This window comes from Robertmurraya sp. FSL R5-0851, from assembly GCF_038002965.1.
Classification (GTDB): Bacteria; Bacillota; Bacilli; order Bacillales; family Cytobacillaceae; genus Robertmurraya_A; species Robertmurraya_A beringensis.
In genome coordinates this window covers 1,841,981-1,861,277 of record NZ_JBBOOE010000001.1, presented here as the reverse complement: position 1 = coordinate 1,861,277, position 19,297 = coordinate 1,841,981, and the positions used below count along the sequence as shown (strand labels likewise).

Below are 19,297 nucleotides of genomic sequence, written 5' to 3'. Positions count from 1 at the left end.
TTTTTAAACAGAAAAAGGGGGTTGGTAATTCTTTAACTACCAACCCCCTTTAATTTACTTGTACTATTCTAAATTATCATCTACTTCAATAGAACTAAATTCGAGGTCTAACTATCACTTTTATCTGTTGTTTAGGTTATGTTTCATACTGATGTCCGTGATTTTATCATTTCCGTATATATTTCACCCACACTTGCCCCAACCTCTGAAGTAGAAGCATAACCACCCAAATCTGGAGTAAGTATTGAACCCTCTTCTAGTGTTTTCTCCATGGAATGGAGGATCTGCTTCCCAATATCCTCGAAACCAAAGAAGTCAAACATTTGACTGGCAGACCAAATAGCTGCTAGTGGGTTTGCCATGCCCTTTCCAGCAATATCTGGTGCTGATCCATGAATCGGTTCAAACATGGAAGGGTACTTTCTTTCTGGATTAATATTAGCTCCAGCCGCCAATCCTAATCCTCCTGCCAGTGCCGCTCCCAAATCGGTTAGTATATCACCGAATAAGTTCGAAGTTACTACTACTTCAAATCTCTTTGGATCCTTAATCATAAACATAGCTGCTGCATCCACTAAATAGGAGTAGGTTTGAACATTTGGGTATTCCTTACCCACTTCCTCAAACACTTGATCCCAGAATACCATTGAATAGTTCAGGGCATTTCCTTTACTAATACTAGTTAGAGTCTTTCCTTCTCTAGATGCTGTTTCAAATGCATAACGAATAATTCGCTCGGTACCTACTCTTGAAAAGACACCTGTCTGGAGAACCACTTCCTGAGGCTTTCCTTTGAAAAGCCAGTCTCCAGCTCCTGCATACTCTCCCTCACTATTCTCTCTGATGAAGAGCATATCAATCGTATCTTTACTTCCTCCTACTATGGGACAAGGTGCACCGTTTAAAAGAGTAATAGGGCGAATATTTACGTATTGATCAAACTCTTTACGGATTCTTAAAAGGAGATCCCAAAGTGAAATATGATCTGGAACACCTGGATAGCCAACTGCCCCAAGATAGATGGCATCAAAGCTTTTCAACTGTTCAATACCATCCTCATCCATCATCCTCCCATGCTTCAAATAATATTCGCATCCCCATGAGAAATGTGTAAATTGGAATTTCATTCGTCCGTCCAATTCAGCGATTCGAGTCATCAGCTTGATTCCTTCATTAATCACTTCGGGACCGATTCCATCACCTGGGATGACGGCAATCTTAAAGGTTTTCATTTTTAACCAACCCTTCTAAAATATTTATTTATAGATTATATTAATTTTCGAGGTTTACTACGACAGTTACTGTTTCAACAAGTTCCTGAATGGCGTAAGCTGGACCTTCCTTGCCATTCCCACTTTCTTTTACTCCACCATATGGCATCTGATCTGTCCGGAAACAGCAAGTATCGTTGATTACAACTCCACCAACTTCAAGAAGGTATGGAATTTTATAAGAAAGACTTAAATCAGATGTGTAAATACCAGCTTGAAGGCCATATTTTGAATCATTCACCAATTCAATCGCCTCTTCTAAGGTTTCGTACGTGGTCACAGTTACTACTGGAGCGAATGCTTCTTCGTCTGCCACTTTCATTCCCTTTTTTATATTTGTAATGACTGTCGGATAATAAATACTTCCCTCACGTTTTCCGCCTGTTAGTATTTCTGCACCAGCAGATGCAGCTTCCTCTACCCACTGCTCAATTCGCTTCGCTTCTTTTACACTTATCATCGGACCAACAACGGTTTCTGGGTCGAGAGGATCTCCTACCTTTAGGCGAGATACTTCGTTTAAAAATAGTTCAAGAAACTTTTCCTTTACTGAGTTTTGAACAAATATTCTCTGTACTGAAATACATATTTGTCCAGCATGTGCAAATGCCATCTTAGCAAGTTTTGCGGCTGCTTTCGAAATGTCCGCATCTCCATGAACGATCGTAGCAGAGTTTGACCCAAGCTCCAATGTCGCTTTTCTTAAACCAATCGTTTTTTGTATATGCTTTCCTACTGCTGGTGATCCAGTAAATGTATAATGAGAAATTCTTTCATCGTTTAAAAGCTGTTCCCCTACAGTTCCACCGCTTCCTATTACACAGTGTAAGTAACCTTTAGGAACACCGGCTTGTTCTAACAATTCACATAGTTTAATAGCAATGGTGGCTGTGTCGGATGCTGGTTTTAGAATCACTGGATTACCTGCTGCAAGTGCAGGTGCAACTTTATGAACTACTAAATTCAGTGGGAAATTAAACGGTGTAATCGCTGCGACTACTCCGACCGGTTTTTTAATTGTATAAAGAAAGCGGCCTTGTACATTGTAGTTCGGGATGATTTCACCCACTAGCTTTTTTGCTTCATCTGCAGCGATCTGTAGGGTAGAGGCTGAACGTCTCACTTCTGCCTTAGCATCAGTGATCGGCTTTCCCCCTTCCTTCGCAATAATCTCTGCTAAAGCATCAACATCCTGTAACAATAGTTCAGCCGTTTTCATCAATACTTGGTAGCGGAAATCGGCTGGAAACTGCGTATGTTTATGTGCATGGACCGCTGCTTCAACTGCCTGATTTATTCTCAATTCATCAGCTACACAAATTTCTGAAAAAAGCTCACCCGTGAATTTGTTATACACTTTGTGTGTGTTTGACGTTTCGATCCACTTTCCATCTATAAAAAGCTTTTCCGTTACGATACTCGTTTGCATCCTTTCCAGTCCCCTCTCATTTGTTTATTTTTGTTTCTTCTTCAATGCTTCTTTCACTGTTCTTACAATATGTCCTTCAGAAAGCCCATACTTTTCAAGCAAGTCGTCATTATTCGCAGATTCAGAGTTTACATCTCTTACACCTACACGTAACATCGGTACTGGACATTCTTCAACTAGTACCTCTGCCACTGCACTTCCTAATCCACCATAAATACTATGTTCCTCAGCGGTTACAATAACTCCTGTGCTTTTTGCTGCTTTAATAATTGCAGCAGTATCCAAAGGTTTGATCGTAGGCATATGAACAACCGCGACTGAAATCCCTTCTGTATCTAATTGTTCCGCAGCAGCTAATGAACGACATGTTTGTGTCCCCGTCGAAATAATCGTTACATCCTTTCCATCTTTTAAGGTAGCAGCTTTCCCGAATTCAAATTGATATTTACCATCAACAATTACAGGATACGGATCACGTGCGATTCGTATATAGACAGGCCCTTCGTACTTATGTGCAAACTCCATCATTTGCTTCATTTCTATGGCATCTGCAGGTGCAAGAACAACCATATTGGCAAGAGCGCGGAAGATCGCAATATCTTCAAGTGCCTGGTGTGTTTTTCCTGTAACACCAGTTAATAAACCGCTATAAGCACCAATCATTTTTACATCTAGCTTTGGCTGTGCAATTTGAACTTGTATTTGGTCAATTGCCCGTTTGGACAAAAAGGCAGCGAATGTACATGCCCATGGCTGTAAGCCCGTTGTCGCAAGGCCAGCAGCAACACTCATCATATTCTGTTCAGCAATTCCCATTTGTAGAAACTTCTTTGGATTGCCATTAGCCACTGTATCTAGTTTGGTAGAGTTCGCTAAGTCACCATCTATCGCATACACTCGACTGGATTCCAATGAAAATTTAAGCAGTGTATCGCCAAACACGTCTCTCATTGATACATTTTTTTGTGGAACTACACTTTTCATTACAATGCCCCCATTTCAAGTTCTTTTTTCGCCTGTTTTAGCTCAGCATCTGTCGGGATACGCGAATGCCATAGATATTGGTTTTCCATAAATGAAACACCCTTACCTTTTACTGTGTTAGCAATGATCATAACTGGTTTTGTCTTTACCTCTCTTGCTTCATTGAATGCTTTCTCTATTTCCTCTTGGTTATGTCCGTCAATTTCAATCACGTGCCAGCCAAAGGATTCCCATCTTTCTTTTGGGTCATGAATTGGACTCTTTCTAGACTTCTCTTCTCCACACCAACCAAATTGCTGCAACTTGTTATAATCAAGGATGCCAACTAAATTATCGAGTTCATATTTTGAAGCGATATCCGCAGCCTCCCATACTTGCCCTTCTTGAGATTCTCCATCTCCAATCATGCAGAACGTTCGGTACCTTTTACCTTGAAGCTTTGCCCCTAACGCAATTCCAACAGCCGCAGAGATTCCTTGACCTAAAGAACCAGTAGACATGTCAAGACCAGGTAGAGTGTTCATATCTGGATGAGCCTGTAGACGGGAATTTAATGAATCAAAGGTTTGGAGTTCCTCAACTGGTAAATAGCCTCTCAATGCTAAAACTGCATAGAGACCAATCGCTGAATGTCCTTTTGACAATACAAATCGATCTCTTTCCTCACTTTTTGGATCATCTGGATCGATATTCATTTCATGAAAATATAAATTGGTTAGAATATCGGTTGCTGACATTGGACCACCAATATGACCTGCACCTGCATGATGAACGGTCTCGATAATCAGTTTCCTAGCCTCAGATGCTTTCTCTTTTAGAAGCATTATTTTTTCCTTACTTAACGATGAATTCATAATAAAATCCTCCTTTAGTTCAAATGATTATATTTAGTTAAGCGCTTTACCAAATAGAGAAAAATAAACAAGATAAGAAGATGAACTTATCTTGCTTTTTAATCAAACAATCATGCTATTTTAATAAAGATGGCAGCCAAGTAGAAAGTGGCGGGAAGAAAGAAATCACTAGCACGTCTACGATTAATATAAAAATTAATGGAATGACTGCTTTGGCAATTCTTACAATCGATAACTTCGTTAGCTGTGATACCACAAATAAATCAATGCCAACCGGTGGTGTTACTAGGCCAATCGCTAAGTTACACACCATTATGACCCCAAAGTGAACAGGATCAATTCCTAAATTAACTGCAGTACCTAATAATAATGGCACAAATATTAGTATTGCTGCTCCACCCTCTAGGAACATCCCAGCCACAAATAAAATGATATTAACGATAATTAAGAAGATATATTTATTTGTTATGACATCAGATATAGAACTATAAATCATACCCGGTACACCATTCATTTCAATAAAGAACCCAAATAATCCAGCAGTCCCAATTACAATCATAATGACAGAACTGCTTATAGCGGATTTCTTTAATGTATCAGCCACTTGTTGTATGGTCAGATCTCGGTAAACAAAATACCCGACTACAAAAGAATATACAACCGCAACGACCGATGCTTCTGTTGGTGTGAATATTCCTGAATAGATTCCTCCTAAGACGATAATAGGCATTAACAAGGCTAAAATAGATTCCTTAAACGATTTAATTATATCCGGAAAAGTTTTACGTTCTTCTCCAACGTAACCTCTTCGCTTTGCAATTATTAAGGCACTTATCAGTAGAGAAAAAGTAATCAATAATCCTGGAAGAATTCCAGCTATGAAAAGATCGCCAATTGAAACCTCAGCTGCTACTCCATATAATATCATCGCGATACTCGGTGGAATAATAATACCTAGAGCACCAGCTACCGCCTGGTTGGCAGCTGCATATTCAATTTTATAACCTCTGGCTACCATGGCAGGAATCAGTATGGATCCAATAGCCGCCGTAGTTGCTGCTCCCGAACCAGAAATAGCTGCAAAAAACATGGATGTAACAATTGCCACCATGGCTAATCCACCGGTAAAATGGCCAACTAGTGAACTAGCGAAATTAACTAGTCTCTTTGACATACTCCCTGCACCCATTAAATTTCCAGCAAGAATAAAGAAAGGGATCGCCATCAAAGGAAAGGAATTCATAGAAACAAATATTCTTTGAGGAACAATCTCCAAAGGAAGGGTATCATGCATCCACACGCCTAATACAGTTGACAGACCCAAAGAAAACGCGATCGGTACGCTTAAAAATATGAAGACAAATAGAGACACAAAAAATACTGGTAACATCCCATCACTCCTTTCTTCCTAGAAACTGTTCTAAGATACATGTAATCGTATTTAATAGAAGCAGTAAGCCTCCAAGAGGTAAGGAAAGGTAAATAAAAAACATTGAAATTCCTGTTCCAGGGGCGATTTGATTTCCGAAACTTTGCGCTACTTTCCACCCATAGAACATTAAGACGATATAAAAGAAAGTCGATATGGAATGCACTAAGATAATTAGCCATTTTTTAGCTTTTCCTTTTAGAACTTCCGGAAGAATTTCCACGGATATTAACTCGTTATCTCTAAGAGCTAAGGAAGAGCCAATTAAAATCATTAAAATCATCAAGAATCGTGACAGTTCCTCTGACCAAGCCAGCGAGGAGCCTACTACGTATCTTGCAACTACTTGCCAGAAGATAATAATCGTCATAAATGCCAATATGCAGGCTAAGGCATAGCCAAAAAATTTGTTTAACTTATCGATGGTTCGAATATACATTCCACTTATGCTCTTCATTTTTTCAACTCCTTAAAGGGGAGGACAATATTTTCACCGTTCATATTGCCCTCAAGAGGATCTTAATACTTAAAATTCTTTACCTTTTCAATCATTTCCTCACCAATTTTAGGTGCCCATTTCTTATATACAGAATCGGTCTTTGCTTTAAACGATTCCTTATCAGGTTCTGTTAACTCCAAGCCCTGTTCTTTAAGGAAATCAGCTGCTGCATTAATTTTGTCATCGTTTGCTTGTCTTCCAATTGGTTCTGCATGCTCAGCTGCCTTAATAACAGCCTCTTGTTGCTCTGGTGTAAGACTATCAAACGTTTTCTTACTAATAGAAATCGGACCTGGAGAATAGCGGTCTCCTAATAAAGCGACATGGCTTTGAACTTCGAAGATCTTTGATGTTTGAATGGTTGCTAATGAGTTAGAATGACCATCAATAACCCCTTGTTGTAATCCGGTAAACACCTCAGTCCATGCCATTGGTGTAGCATCCGCTCCATATGCTTTCCATGCATCAATCTGCAACTCATTTTCCTGCACACGAACTTTTAAACCTTTTACGTCTTCCACACTATTAATAGGTTTATTTGAAGATGTTGCAACAAAACCATTTTCAACCCAACCAAGTACTTTTACATTTGTTTCTGTTTCAAATTTTTGAGCAAGTTCATCCCCTATTTCACCATCTAATACAGCTCGAGCGTGTTCAAGATTATCAAAAAGGAAAGGAAGATCAAACATATTAAATTCTGAAACCCAGTTACCCATTGGCCCAGCAGATTGAACAGCCATATCCAACGAGCCCATACCCATTAATTCAAACACTTCTCGTTCTCCACCAAGCGAGTTATTATAGTGAATTTTTACGGTTAATTGATCGTCGGTTAATTCTTCTAATTCATCTTTGAAAGCCTTTGCTGCCACATCGAACTTTGCGCCTTCTGGCTCAGGTATACTTAAATCCAATACGATTTGTTTTTTTTCTGAAGCATCAGCATTGGCAGACTGAGTTTCTGCCCCACCCCCACATCCTGCTAACGTCATTGCTAGTACAGCTGCCAGTGTAGTCCCTTTTACCAGTTTCTTCATTTCTATTTCCCCCTTTATTTTAATAAGTAATATTTATTGAAATTTTCTCTTCTCCCCTTGTGCCCACTATCTATTAGTTAAAAAATTAGTTTGGAAAAACAATTACCTTCAAGCTATTACTTCTATTCGCATAAGCTTGATACATTGCCTCGTTTATTTGTTCTAAAGAATATCGATCCGTAATAATGGGCTCGATTTGACTGCCTAAGTCTACCAATATATTAATGGCTAATGGATACGTGTTGGTATATCGGTACACAGAGAAAAGATCTATTTCCTTCTGCAGCATAAGTGTCACATTCAATGGGACTTCCTCTGTATTTGGAAAGCCTATTGTTACAACTGAACCACCTCGCTTGACCATCTCTATAGTAGATTGCAAGGCTCTTACATTACCAGAAGTTTCAAAGACTAGGTCAGCCCCTAACCCTGAGGTTACTTGCATTATCTCTTTAATTGTATCTGTACTTGATATATCAATGACTTGGGTAGCACCAAGCTTTTGAGCGGTCTCTAGTCGTAAGGGCTCCATATCCGTTACAATAATCTCTTTTGCACCATAAGCTTTAGCAGCTACTACCGTCATTAACCCAACGGGCCCCATTCCTGTAATGACTACAGTTGATCCGGGTTTTAACTTCCCTCTGTTGACTGCATGAATGGCTACCGAAAGAGGTTCTGCTAAGGACGCATGTTCAAATGAAAGTGACTCTGGAATAGGAAATAGAAATTCTTCAGGATGCTTTAAAAACTGAACAAATGCCCCTTTTACTGGTGGTGTAGATAAAAACTGTACATCCGGGCAGAGATTATACCTCCCCTCCTTACACCACGAACAAGACATGCAGGCAACACCTGGTTCAACCGCAACACGGTCGCCGACTTTAAACCGAGTCACTTTGTCTCCTGTTGCAACGACAATTCCAGCACATTCATGTCCTTGAATATGCGGATAGGTAACAAGTCTATTTCCAATCCTGCCGTGAGCATAGTAATGCACATCAGATCCGCAAATCCCTACAGCCATCACCTTGACAAGCACTTCTCTCCCAGAGACGGACGGAACATCCTCTTGTTCAATACTCACTTCCAATGGTTTTTGTAGATAAGCTACACTCATAATTTTAGGAATAGCCAAGTCTAGATTATCTGAAGACTCTACTTTTATACTAGACATCCCAACTCTCCTCCTTTATTCCATATTGAATCATAGGATTAATTGCCACTTAATCATGGCTTAGTAATACTTTTCCACATTGTTTATCCTCACATAATTGAAATGCCTCTTCCCATTCAGACAGTGGAAGCTTATGAGTAATAATTGGGGTTAAGTTGACCTTCCTCTGTTCTAAGATTTGGATGACACGATCCCACGTTTTCATCGAATGTGCGAGTGATCCGTATACCTTGATTTGCTTATAAAGAATTAAGTCAAAATCTAAAGTAATTTCTCTACCAGCTATGCCAACTTGTATATGTTTTCCTAACTTTTTTAGTGACTTCAAACAACTCTTTATGGATGGACCAGCACCAGCACACTCAACTGTTACATCTACTCCTAAACCCTTGGTTTCGTCCTCAATAATTTTGTCAAGATTCTGTTCATCAATATTGACGACGACATCAGCACCTAATTCTTTTGCAATCTTCAATCGCAATGCATCCGATGATGTACCTGCTACAATCACCTTGCACCCTTTAACTGCTAGAAGAGATAAGCAAATCAATCCTATTGGACCTGGGCCAGATAGTAAAACGGTATCACCCACTTGAATCGTAGTTAATTCTTCAATAGCCTGCACGGCACAAGCAAGTGGTTCAGACATCGCAGCTTCCACAAGACTCACATGGTCAGGTAACTTGTAAATCATATCTTCCCGAACAACTGCATATTTCGTGAAACTTCCGTCGACCCCATGTCCCATCCCTCTTCGATTGGAGCAAAACATATAATGGCCAGTTTTACAATAGTGACAATCTCCACAGGTTAAGGCAGTGGAACCAAGAACTGTGACTCGATCTCCAACCTTTACCTTGGTAATGTTGGTACCTACCTCGGAAACAATACCAGAGAACTCATGGCCCATAATGACAGGAGGATAGTTTTTAAACGTTTCATGGTAGATATGTAGATCCGTTCCACAAATTCCGGTGTATTTCACCTCTACTTTAACTTTATCTGCTTGACATGGTGGATCATCGATGTCTAATAAAGAAACATTACCTACGCCTGCTTTTACTTTTACTAATGCTTTCAAACTGATCGGCTCCTTTCTTTTCTTCCAGAAAGCGCTTACTCTAATTTTCAAAAAAAATACGTAATATGCTGATATGTATAGTTGCTAAATCAAGTGTGTTAAGCGCTTACTTTTAGAGTCAAAAATAATTCTTTTATTCTATTAGTTTATTAAGCTAACAAAGATACTCATTTTTAGTTAAGCGCTTTATCAAATTCTCGATGGTTAAATTGTATTCAATACTTTATAAAAAATCAACCGTTTTATTAAAAAATTTTGAATATTTTATACTATTATATTACTATACCATTAGCTTGCTACAATGGTGACGTTGAGTTTCTTTCTACAAGCGAAGGCAATAATGTTAAGCGCATTACCTCCTTTTTTTCCCCATTGATCATAGATATAATTAGATCCAAAACCTCTTTTCCCATGTTCTGAATGGGTTGTGCAATGGTAGTTAATGGTGGCTCCACAATAGTTGCAATAAGTGTATTATCAAACCCCATAATAGAAACATCATCAGGAACGCTTTTTCCAAGTTCTTTTACAGCCTGGATAGCACCGATCGCCAATAAATCATTGCAAGCAAAAATAGCCGTAGGAGCATCATCATCTGTAAGGTATTTAAGTGCCATTTTCTTACCTGGCTCCACATGGCTCGGACCATCAATATATTCAAAATTCCCCATAAACTTGATGTTTTTCTCTTCTAATGCTTGTTTAAACCCACGAAGTCTTTCCCTATTACTCCATACATCCCTAGCAATAACAGCAATCTTTTGATGCCCAAGCTTCATCAAATGAGAAGCTGCCAAATACCCCCCCATAAAATCGTCTAGGGCAACTGTATTGATTGAAAACATGGGGAAGTCTCTAGCAACAATGGCCACAGGCACGTGTTCCCTCACCATTTCTTCTACTTTTTCTAAGTTTTCAAAGCCCGACGCTAAAATAAATCCATCTACATTCTTTCTTTTAAGCAGATTAAGGTATTTATTTTCTTTTTCTGGCAAATAATCTGTACTACAGATCACTAAATTGTATCCAAACTCATGGGCACGGTCCTCTATACTTCGTGCAAGCTCAGAAAAAAATGGATTTGCTAAATCAGGAATAAGAAGTCCAATTGTTTTCGTTTGTTTCCCCATTAAAGCAGAAGCCATCATATTGGGTTGATAATCCAACCTCTTCATCACTTCTTCTACTTTTCTTTTTGTTTTTTCTCCTATTCTACCTGTATTGTTAATTACTTTAGAGACAGTTGCGATTGATACGTTTGCCTCCCTGGCAACATCATATATAGTTACTTTCATCGTTCCACTCCTAAATTTAAATCTGAGATGCACTAATTTATTTAGTTAAGCGCTTACTTAATTTTTATATAAATTAGCAATTATTGCAAGAGATTTTTTTATAAACAAGCAAATTATTATTTCAAACAACAAAAAAAGAGGAAGTACTTCAACTCCCTCTCTCACATTCTATTCCTTCTGCTCTTTTATCTTCAACGCAGCCAAACTAGCAAAATCATGCACAATAGTAGCTGCTAATAAAGCGGTGATTTGCGTTTGATCATACTGAGGCAGCACTTCTACTACATCAAATCCAATATAGTTGAATCCAGTAAGAGATCGAATCATTTGTAATGTTTCTCTACTACTGAACCCACCTACCTCTAACGTACCTGTCCCTGGGGCACAGGAGGGGTCAACAAAGTCGATATCAAAGGTTAAAAAGACGGGAGTATCACCAATGACATTTCGCATTTTTGTAAGCACGCTCTCAAATCCCATTTGTTCTAGATCGTGAGTAGTTATGACGTTATATCCTAATTCATAGCTCTCTTGAACGTCGCCAGGATGGTTGAGCGTACCTCTTATCCCGATTTGAAAGACCTTGGACGGATCAACCAAACCTTCCTCATGTGCACGTATAAAAGGAGAACCATGCCAATACTTTTCTTCGTAATACGTATCCCAAGTATCCGTGTGGGAATCAAAGTGAATCAACGCTACGGGTCCATGGACTTTTGCTGCGGCACGTAAACTTGCAAGAGTAATTGAATGATCTCCTCCTAGTCCAATAGGGATGATCCCCTTTTCCATAAGTCCTTTAACTGCTTCTTCCATAAGTTCGTAGCTTTTATGAATATTATGAGGGATGACAGAAACGTCTCCGATATCAATGGCATTTGTTTCATCAAAAGGATACACCTTGTGAATAGGATGGTACGGAAACAAAGTCATAGATGCTTGTCGAATAGCCTGAGGAGCAAAACGCGCTCCTACCCGAAAGGAAGCAGCTGTATCAAAAGGCATGCCAATTATGGCTAGTTTGGCATTCTCTCTTTGTTCTGGTAGTCTCACAAAAGATCCTGTTGTACAAAATTCAGGTTTGACCTCGGGCGATAATGGATATTTCATTTTTTATTTTCCTCCTGTAATTTATTTTGAATGGTTGAGTCACATTCAAAAATAAATCCATTGAAAGGAGTACTGGAATCAAAAAATGTAACATGTTCATTTTATCGCCTCAACTTTCTGTTAAATGTTATGAATGACTGTCATTCATTATTAATCCTAAAAAATAAAATAACACAAAATTATTTTAATAATCTGAATATAAGTGAAAAACAAAAAAAGATCAAGTGAATATCTCCATCTTTTTTCCAATTAGGAAGGGGGGTTGTTATTCCGTGTAGGTGCATGTTGTTCTTCTCGCACCCCTTCTATTTTTTATAAAAGACTTACATCTTTATTAACGTAGTTGGTTCAAGCTCTTCCATTTCATTAAATTCGATATTACTAATCTTTCTAGTAAACATTCTCGTAAGATATATTAGGTACAAAAGTCCGAAGGCAAGCCATGTGGCACCAAGAATAATAGAACTCTTTTCAAGGTTTAACCACAAAACAAAAATTGCTCCCGCACCTAGCAATGGCATAATGACATATGAAAACAAGCCCTTTAATGTTGTGTATTGTTTGTTTTTAAAGGCATAATGTGCAATGACTGATAAATTTACAAATGTAAAAGCAATTAATGCTCCAAAATTAATAAATGAAGCAGCCGTCGCCAGGCTGAAAAAGATCGCAGATAGAGAAGCAATTCCTACTATAATAATGTTTAAAGCTGGAGTCCTAAGCTTGGGATGTACATATCCAAAGATTCTCTCCGGTAGGATTTTATCTCTCCCCATAACATATAACAGTCTCGATACGCTCGCATGTGAAGCAATACCAGACGAAAGTGTGCCAGCTATTCCCCCAGCAATAAAGATAATCTGAAATATAGCTCCTCCGATTGAGGCAGCGATTTCTGGAGATGATGCTTCTAGGTCAGTAAAGTTTTGAGGATTAGGAAAAAGGAGCTGAATAAAATAGGAGGTGACAATAAACATCAATCCACCTAGTAACGCAGTAAGAAAAATGGCCTTTGGAATAGTCTTTTTTGGGTGTGGTGTCTCTTCTGCTAGCATTGCCACCGCATCAAATCCTAAGTATGAAAAACACATTAACGTCGCACCGGCTATTAGAAGTGATGAATCTAACCCTTGTTCAAAAAATGGCTGAATGGAGAATGCTTGTTCTACACCGCCGTCACTTAATAAATATTTAATAGCGACACCAATAAACAATAAAATAATCGTTCCTTGTAGAATAACTAAGAAAGTATTAAAATTTGCCGTTGAATTGATACTCATTAAGTTAAAGAAGGTCACCACAATAACAAATCCTGCCACCCATATCCACTCAGGTACCTCTGGAAAGATAGAAGATAAATAGATTTGAAAAATAAGGGCATTGACCATCGGTAAAAATAAATAGTCCATTAGCGCTGCCCATCCAACTAAAAATCCTAAATGTGGATTAATTGACTTTTGAGTGTACGTATAAGCAGATCCAGCGGTTGGATAAACTTGAATCATCTGTTTATAACTAAGTGCCGTTAACAACATTGCAACCAAGGCTAGGATATATGCTGTAGGAACATGACCTGCTGTAGCTTCGGAAGCAATACCAAAGGTATCGAAAACAACCATAGGTGTCATATACCCAATACCCATTAACACAATATGCGATAGCTTAAGTGACCTTCTTAATTCAATTCTTTCAGCCGGCATGTATCTTCCCCCAAACAGAATATTTTTTCAATATTTAGATAATTTTTTACATGTGCTCTTCTCTACATGTAAAAAATTAATAACCTCCCTTCTATTTACTAAAAATGACTGATCGTCATTCATATAACTGTAAATTCAGAAACCTTCCTTCTTAGTTAATATACTCATACTTTTCTATTCTTTCCACTTCCTCGTTAGATGATCTGACATAAATCGAACAGATATTTAATGAAATCGCTTTCAACTGAGACTATCTTATTTCATGATGGAAGAGAATGCAAGATATTTTTAAACAAGAATCTATTTTTTAAGGTAAATAAAAAACGACAAACACAGTGTGTTGTTTGTCGTTTTTGATAGAATCATTTTCTTATTTTATTGATAATGACCTCTCTAGGAATCGGAATAGTTCTTCTTTCGAGTCTTCTAATTCCATGTCTTGATCTTTAGCTATGTAAAAACGCTCAGCTGCATTTTCGACAAGATTAATAATCATTTTTGATGTCCACTCTACATGGAAATTACTAATAATTTCTTCATGTACGATCGCATTTTGTAAGATCTCCTCGAACCAATGATAATAAGGTGTATAAATCGTTTCCCAGGTTTCTAAAGAATACTCTAATGCAAGACCCGAATAGCAAAGAACAAGCACATCTTTGTATTCATCCGTTATACGATAGGTTTCGTCAATAAACACCTTTATTTTTTCCCAAAAAGTTGTCGTTTCTACTACTCTCTTTTTTATATTGCTGAGTGAATACATAAGTAAGTTTTCAGCAATGGCTGGAATTAGTGCATTTTTTGATCGAAAATAGAGATAAAAAGTCCCCTGTGCAACGCCAGCTTTCTTTACAATATCGGAAATAGATGTTTTGTCTAGACCTTTTTCAGAAATAACTTCAATGGCAGCTTGTAAAATTTTATCATATTTTTCATTGGTGTGACTCATCATTACCACCTCAAATGAATGAACTCCATTCATTTTACTATATTTCATGAGTTACGAGCAAATCAACCTCATTTATAAATTGGGTAACCAACAAATTTAAAATCTTTCCCAATTTGGGTAATCGATGCATCTGAAAGTTCCACAGCATCCTTCATTTTTTCTACACCGCTCCCTCCAAGAAACGATGGAGACATACTCCCACCGATTAACTTTGGAGCCATATAGAGAACAACTTTGTCTATCAGCTGATTTTCAAAGAAGGACGCATTAATTCCTCCTCCACCTTCAATTAGTAGAGAAGATACAAGCTTTTCACCTAATATACTTACCACTTCGGTAGGGTCTACTTGTTTTTTTCCAGATGTATGAAATACATTGATTCCCATACTCTCTAATGTTTGTTTCTTTTCTCTATCGTAGGTGTCACTAGTAAAAATCCATGTTTCTGCCTTTTTATCTGTTACAACCTTTGAATCAAGTGGAAGTTTTAAAGTTGAATCCATTATCACTCGAATTGGATTCCTTCCATTAGGAATACGAGCAGTTAATTCCGGATCATCCTTAATCACTGTATTTACTCCTACTAATATACCCATATTTTGATTTCTGAGATGGTGAACGTCTTCTCTAGCCTCTGCAGAAGTAATCCATTTGCTATCGGAAGTGTGTGTGGCGATCTTTCCATCAAGTGTAATACCTGATTTTAATGTGACAAACGGCTTTTTCTGAACAATAAATTTATTGAACACTTCGTTCATTCGTTGAGATTTTTCCATTCCTACCCCAACAACTACTTCAATACCCGCATCCTTAAGGATTTTTACACCGTTTCCTGAAACTACGGGGTTTGGATCGAGTGTCGCAATAACTACCTTCTTAATACCTGCTTCTACAATCGCTACTGCACAAGGACCCGTTCTCCCGTGATGAGAGCAAGGTTCAAGGGTTACATAGATGGTTCCCTCTCTCGCCTGATCACCAGCCATCCGTATGGCGTGAATTTCCGCATGTGGTTCGCCCGCTTTTAAATGCGCCCCAATTCCTACTACCCGATTATTATTGACGATTACAGACCCGACTAATGGATTTGGATCTGTCTGTCCTTTCATGGCTAAGGCATTATTCAATGCCAAGTCCATATAAAATTCATCATTAGTCATTTGGACAATTCCCTTCTTCTTCTAAATGGCCAGAACGTTTAATTTTTGTTTGAAGATAATTTTCATTGTATTCGGATATATCTCCCCATAATGGTTTTCTATCTGAGACTGTTAGCCCTGCATTTTTTAATGCCTCAAGCTTTTTTGGATTATTTGTCATAAGGGTAACTGGTTTTGAGCGAAGTGCCTTTAGTACTTGAATCGCATCTGAATAATTTCTAGAATCATCTACAAAACCTAGACTTTCGTTTGCATCGACTGTATCGTAGCCATTTTCCTGGAGAATATAGGCCATTGCTTTACTAAATAAACCAATCCCTCTCCCTTCATGATTAGCCAAGTAAAATAATGCACCTGTTCCATGGTCAACAATCATCTTCATCGATTGTTTTAATTGATATCCACAATCACATCTCTTACTTCCAAAAATATCACCTGTATGACAGATAGAATGCATTCGAATAATGGCATCTTCCCCATAAGAAAAATCTCCATATGCTAGAACGCTGGATTGTTGTAGTTCGGCTAAGTTAACAGAAGATAATTTGTTGATAATTTTTTCAAAGTCTTCTGTTACTTCATCACAATTTAACCAACAATACCATTGAAAAACAACTGTTTCACCGTAAAGGTTAACAGGTAGTTTAATTGGACCAACTAAATAGATGGCTCCTTTACCTGTTTTAATTAATTGAATTTTGTCTTCTAAAACAGAAAGAACTTTTGAATCAAATTTTGTCTGTGTCAAAAAGGTAACCTCTTTTCATTATTATTTTCACTTCTACTTACTTATTTCTCTCCTCACGATTGGAGCTATCTTTGTGGCTAATATCTCGATCCCTTCCGCTACTTTTTCGAACGGTAACCCACCAATATCAATTTGCGCTATAAAGCGCTGATGGCCAAAAAGCTCATGTTGACGGAGAATTTTCTCCACGATTTGTTGCGGACTACCCACAAAAAGGGCTGTGTCAGGATCTGTCAATTGATCAAATTCTTCTCTTGATAATTTTCCTGTTTTGCCTAATTGCTGATTGACATATGACTTGTATACAGAATAATAAGGGTAAAATTCATCTCTTGCTTTTTGGCTGGTACTTGCAAAATACCCATGGCCAGTAACTCCTACTCTTAGTTTATCCGATGAGTGTCCTGCCTTACTACCAGCTTGTCGGTACAAATCAACTAATGGCTTAAACCTCATCGAATCTCCACTTAAAATCGCTACAGCCATTCCAACCCCAAGCATACCTGCACGTTCAGCACTTTCTGGTGAACCACCAACACCAACCCAAATGGGTAGCTTATCTTGGAGCGGTCTTGGAGAAATTTCTGCGTTCCATAATGATGATCGAAATTGGCCTTTCCAAGTGATCTTCTCTTGTTGATTTAACTGTAAAAATAGATCCATATTTTCTAAAAATAAATCATTATATTCATTAATATCAAAACCAAAGAGTGGGAACGATTCTAAAAAAGCCCCTCGCCCAGCAATGATTTCTGCTCGTCCATTAGAAAGTAAATCCAATGTTGCAAAATCCTCAAACAAACGAACAGGGTCAACGGTACTTAGAACAGTAGTTGCACTCGTTAATTTGATATTTTTGGTTAGTTGAGCCATTGCTGATAGTACAACTGGCGTAGAAGATATTGCGTAATCTAAACGGTGATGCTCTCCAACCCCAAAGACATCAAGCCCTGCTTCATCAGCAAGCTTTGCTGCCTCGAGTATTTCCTTCAATCTTTTACCTGGACTAATCACTTTTCCTGTATGAGGATCTGGTATAATATCACCAAGCGTATATAGACCAATTTCAATTCCTGCGTTTTTCACCTGCATTACCATATTCTCCTCAATAATTATCACTTAGTTACTTTATGTAAGTAACTATAATGTCACTACAGAGTAGTGTCAAGTAAGTTTTTCTTTTAGAAAAGGACTGTGTATATTTTGATAATGTTACCCTAAAGATATTATTCCAATATTAGAGCTTTTGTCTCGTTTAAAAAATATATAAAAAAAGAGCTATTCGAATGTTCGAATAGCTCTCTTACTATTAGTATACATCACGCTGGTATCGACCCTGCTTTTTTAAATCATTTAAATAACTTTCAGCCTCTTCACGTGAAAGCGAACCTTCTGTTTCGATAATCGTGATCAGTGCTTCATGCACATCTTTAGCCATATAAGTCTTATCTCCACAAACGTAGAAATATCCACCTTTTTCTAGCCACTCATAAATTTCCTTACTGTTTTCAAGCATCTTGTGTTGGACATACACTTTTTGTTCTGAATCACGAGAGAACGCGGTCTCTAATTTTGTTAAAGAACCTTCCTTTACATAGCCCTCTAACTCTTCTTTGTATAAGAAATCTGTTTCCGCATGCTGATCTCCAAAGAACAACCAAGATCTACCTGCTGCTTTACCCACGGCACGTTCTTGAATGAATGAACGGAATGGGGCGATACCTGTTCCAGGTCCAACCATAATGATATCTGCTTCGTCAGATTCAGGAAGATTAAAATGCTTGTTTTGTTGAATAAATACAGGAATGCTATCGCCCTCTTCAAGACGTTCTGAACATTGTACTGAACATACTCCCTTACGATCACGTCCATGGGCTGTATATCGTACGGCACCAATGGTTAAATGTACTTGCCCAGGATGAGCAACAAAGCTGCTTGCGATAGAATACAGACGTGGTGGCAATTTTCTTAAAAGAGATACAATTTCTTGAGCTGATCCGGTCCATGGTCCAAAGTCATGCAACAAGTCAAGTAAATCACGACCATCCACATATTCCTTTAATTCAGCAATATTTTCGGCTGCTACTAGCCTTTTTAACTCCGTGTTCTCAGTTAGTTCAGCAGCTTGTTGTAAAATTTTCTTTGTTAATAACGTAATTTCAAAGTGAGTGGATAAAGCTGCTTTCAGTGGTAAAGTTGTACCAATCTTATCAACAATTACAGGCGTTTCTGCATCCCACTTCATTTCTTCAAGGATAGACGCAACTAAATCAGGATCATTTTGCGGAAAAATCCCAAGGCAATCTCCCGGTACGTATGAAAGGCCGGAATTTTCTAATGACAACTCTATATGTCTTGTTTCTTTATTAGAAGCAGGTCCATTTATATTAATATTTTTAAGAACCTTTGCTTGAAATGGATTTGTTCTAGAATAAGCCATAGTCTCTTCCTTTTTTTGTTCTGATATATTTTCTGCAGTTCGTTGCATGTTCGCCACCTCACAAATTTGTATAACAATAATATTATAACATTTTTCAACTTTTCAGAAACTTATTTTTTAGGCTTGGG

General features: G+C 38.1%; 17 protein-coding genes. All 17 read right to left on the bottom strand.

The genetic code is table 11. The features are described from left to right. Nucleotides 1-143: 143 nt before the first annotated feature. A complete protein-coding gene (locus MKX65_RS09500; RefSeq protein ID WP_160547922.1) occupies nt 144-1,232 on the bottom strand; it encodes a tartrate dehydrogenase in 1,089 nt (362 codons plus the stop codon). A 40-nt stretch (nt 1,233-1,272) separates the two neighbouring features. Next, entirely contained in the window at nt 1,273-2,700 is a 1,428-nt protein-coding gene (locus MKX65_RS09495; protein ID WP_340903388.1) for an aldehyde dehydrogenase family protein, read from the bottom strand. Nucleotides 2,701-2,724: 24 nt separating this feature from the next. Then, complete coding sequence (locus tag MKX65_RS09490) at nt 2,725-3,684, bottom strand: transketolase C-terminal domain-containing protein (RefSeq protein ID WP_160547920.1); 960 nt, start codon at nt 3,682-3,684, stop codon at nt 2,725-2,727. Continuing rightward, nucleotides 3,684-4,538, bottom strand: coding sequence for a 1-deoxy-D-xylulose-5-phosphate synthase N-terminal domain-containing protein (locus MKX65_RS09485; protein ID WP_160547919.1), 855 nt, complete (start codon nt 4,536-4,538; stop codon nt 3,684-3,686). Before MKX65_RS09485 ends, MKX65_RS09490 begins: the two co-directional genes overlap by 1 nt. Before the next feature lie 115 nt (nt 4,539-4,653). Further along, nucleotides 4,654-5,928, bottom strand: a complete 1,275-nt coding sequence (locus MKX65_RS09480; protein ID WP_160547918.1) for a TRAP transporter large permease subunit — start codon at nt 5,926-5,928, stop codon at nt 4,654-4,656. Between the two features lie 4 nt (nt 5,929-5,932). After that, nucleotides 5,933-6,424: a TRAP transporter small permease subunit gene (locus tag MKX65_RS09475; RefSeq protein ID WP_160547917.1), complete on the bottom strand. Its 492-nt coding sequence runs from the start codon at nt 6,422-6,424 to the stop codon at nt 5,933-5,935. A gap of 62 nt (nt 6,425-6,486) precedes the next feature. Continuing rightward, nucleotides 6,487-7,506, bottom strand: a complete 1,020-nt coding sequence (dctP, locus tag MKX65_RS09470) for a TRAP transporter substrate-binding protein DctP (protein ID WP_160547916.1) — start codon at nt 7,504-7,506, stop codon at nt 6,487-6,489. An 85-nt stretch (nt 7,507-7,591) separates the two neighbouring features. Beyond that, nucleotides 7,592-8,683 (bottom strand): NAD(P)-dependent alcohol dehydrogenase, encoded by a 1,092-nt coding sequence (locus MKX65_RS09465; RefSeq protein WP_160547915.1) that lies wholly within the window; start codon nt 8,681-8,683, stop codon nt 7,592-7,594. Between the two features lie 49 nt (nt 8,684-8,732). Beyond that, entirely contained in the window at nt 8,733-9,764 is a 1,032-nt protein-coding gene (locus MKX65_RS09460; RefSeq protein WP_160547914.1) for an alcohol dehydrogenase catalytic domain-containing protein, read from the bottom strand. A gap of 296 nt (nt 9,765-10,060) precedes the next feature. Beyond that, nucleotides 10,061-11,059: a substrate-binding domain-containing protein gene (locus MKX65_RS09455; protein WP_160547913.1), complete on the bottom strand. Its 999-nt coding sequence runs from the start codon at nt 11,057-11,059 to the stop codon at nt 10,061-10,063. A 168-nt stretch (nt 11,060-11,227) separates the two neighbouring features. After that, nucleotides 11,228-12,169, bottom strand: coding sequence for an agmatinase (gene speB, locus MKX65_RS09450; protein ID WP_160547912.1), 942 nt, complete (start codon nt 12,167-12,169; stop codon nt 11,228-11,230). Between the two features lie 323 nt (nt 12,170-12,492). Continuing rightward, nucleotides 12,493-13,869: an amino acid permease gene (locus MKX65_RS09445; protein ID WP_160547911.1), complete on the bottom strand. Its 1,377-nt coding sequence runs from the start codon at nt 13,867-13,869 to the stop codon at nt 12,493-12,495. Between the two features lie 370 nt (nt 13,870-14,239). Further along, nucleotides 14,240-14,824, bottom strand: coding sequence for a TetR family transcriptional regulator (locus MKX65_RS09440; protein WP_160547910.1), 585 nt, complete (start codon nt 14,822-14,824; stop codon nt 14,240-14,242). Between the two features lie 65 nt (nt 14,825-14,889). Further along, complete coding sequence (ribD, locus tag MKX65_RS09435; RefSeq protein ID WP_160547909.1) at nt 14,890-15,981, bottom strand: bifunctional diaminohydroxyphosphoribosylaminopyrimidine deaminase/5-amino-6-(5-phosphoribosylamino)uracil reductase RibD; 1,092 nt, start codon at nt 15,979-15,981, stop codon at nt 14,890-14,892. After that, nucleotides 15,974-16,729: a GTP cyclohydrolase II RibA gene (locus MKX65_RS09430; RefSeq protein ID WP_160547908.1), complete on the bottom strand. Its 756-nt coding sequence runs from the start codon at nt 16,727-16,729 to the stop codon at nt 15,974-15,976. Before MKX65_RS09430 ends, ribD begins: the two co-directional genes overlap by 8 nt. Nucleotides 16,730-16,762: 33 nt before the next feature. Then, a complete protein-coding gene (locus MKX65_RS09425; protein ID WP_160547907.1) occupies nt 16,763-17,821 on the bottom strand; it encodes an LLM class flavin-dependent oxidoreductase in 1,059 nt (352 codons plus the stop codon). A 217-nt stretch (nt 17,822-18,038) separates the two neighbouring features. Beyond that, nucleotides 18,039-19,217: a sulfite reductase subunit alpha gene (locus MKX65_RS09420; protein WP_160547906.1), complete on the bottom strand. Its 1,179-nt coding sequence runs from the start codon at nt 19,215-19,217 to the stop codon at nt 18,039-18,041. Between the last annotated feature and the right edge of the window lie 80 nt (nt 19,218-19,297).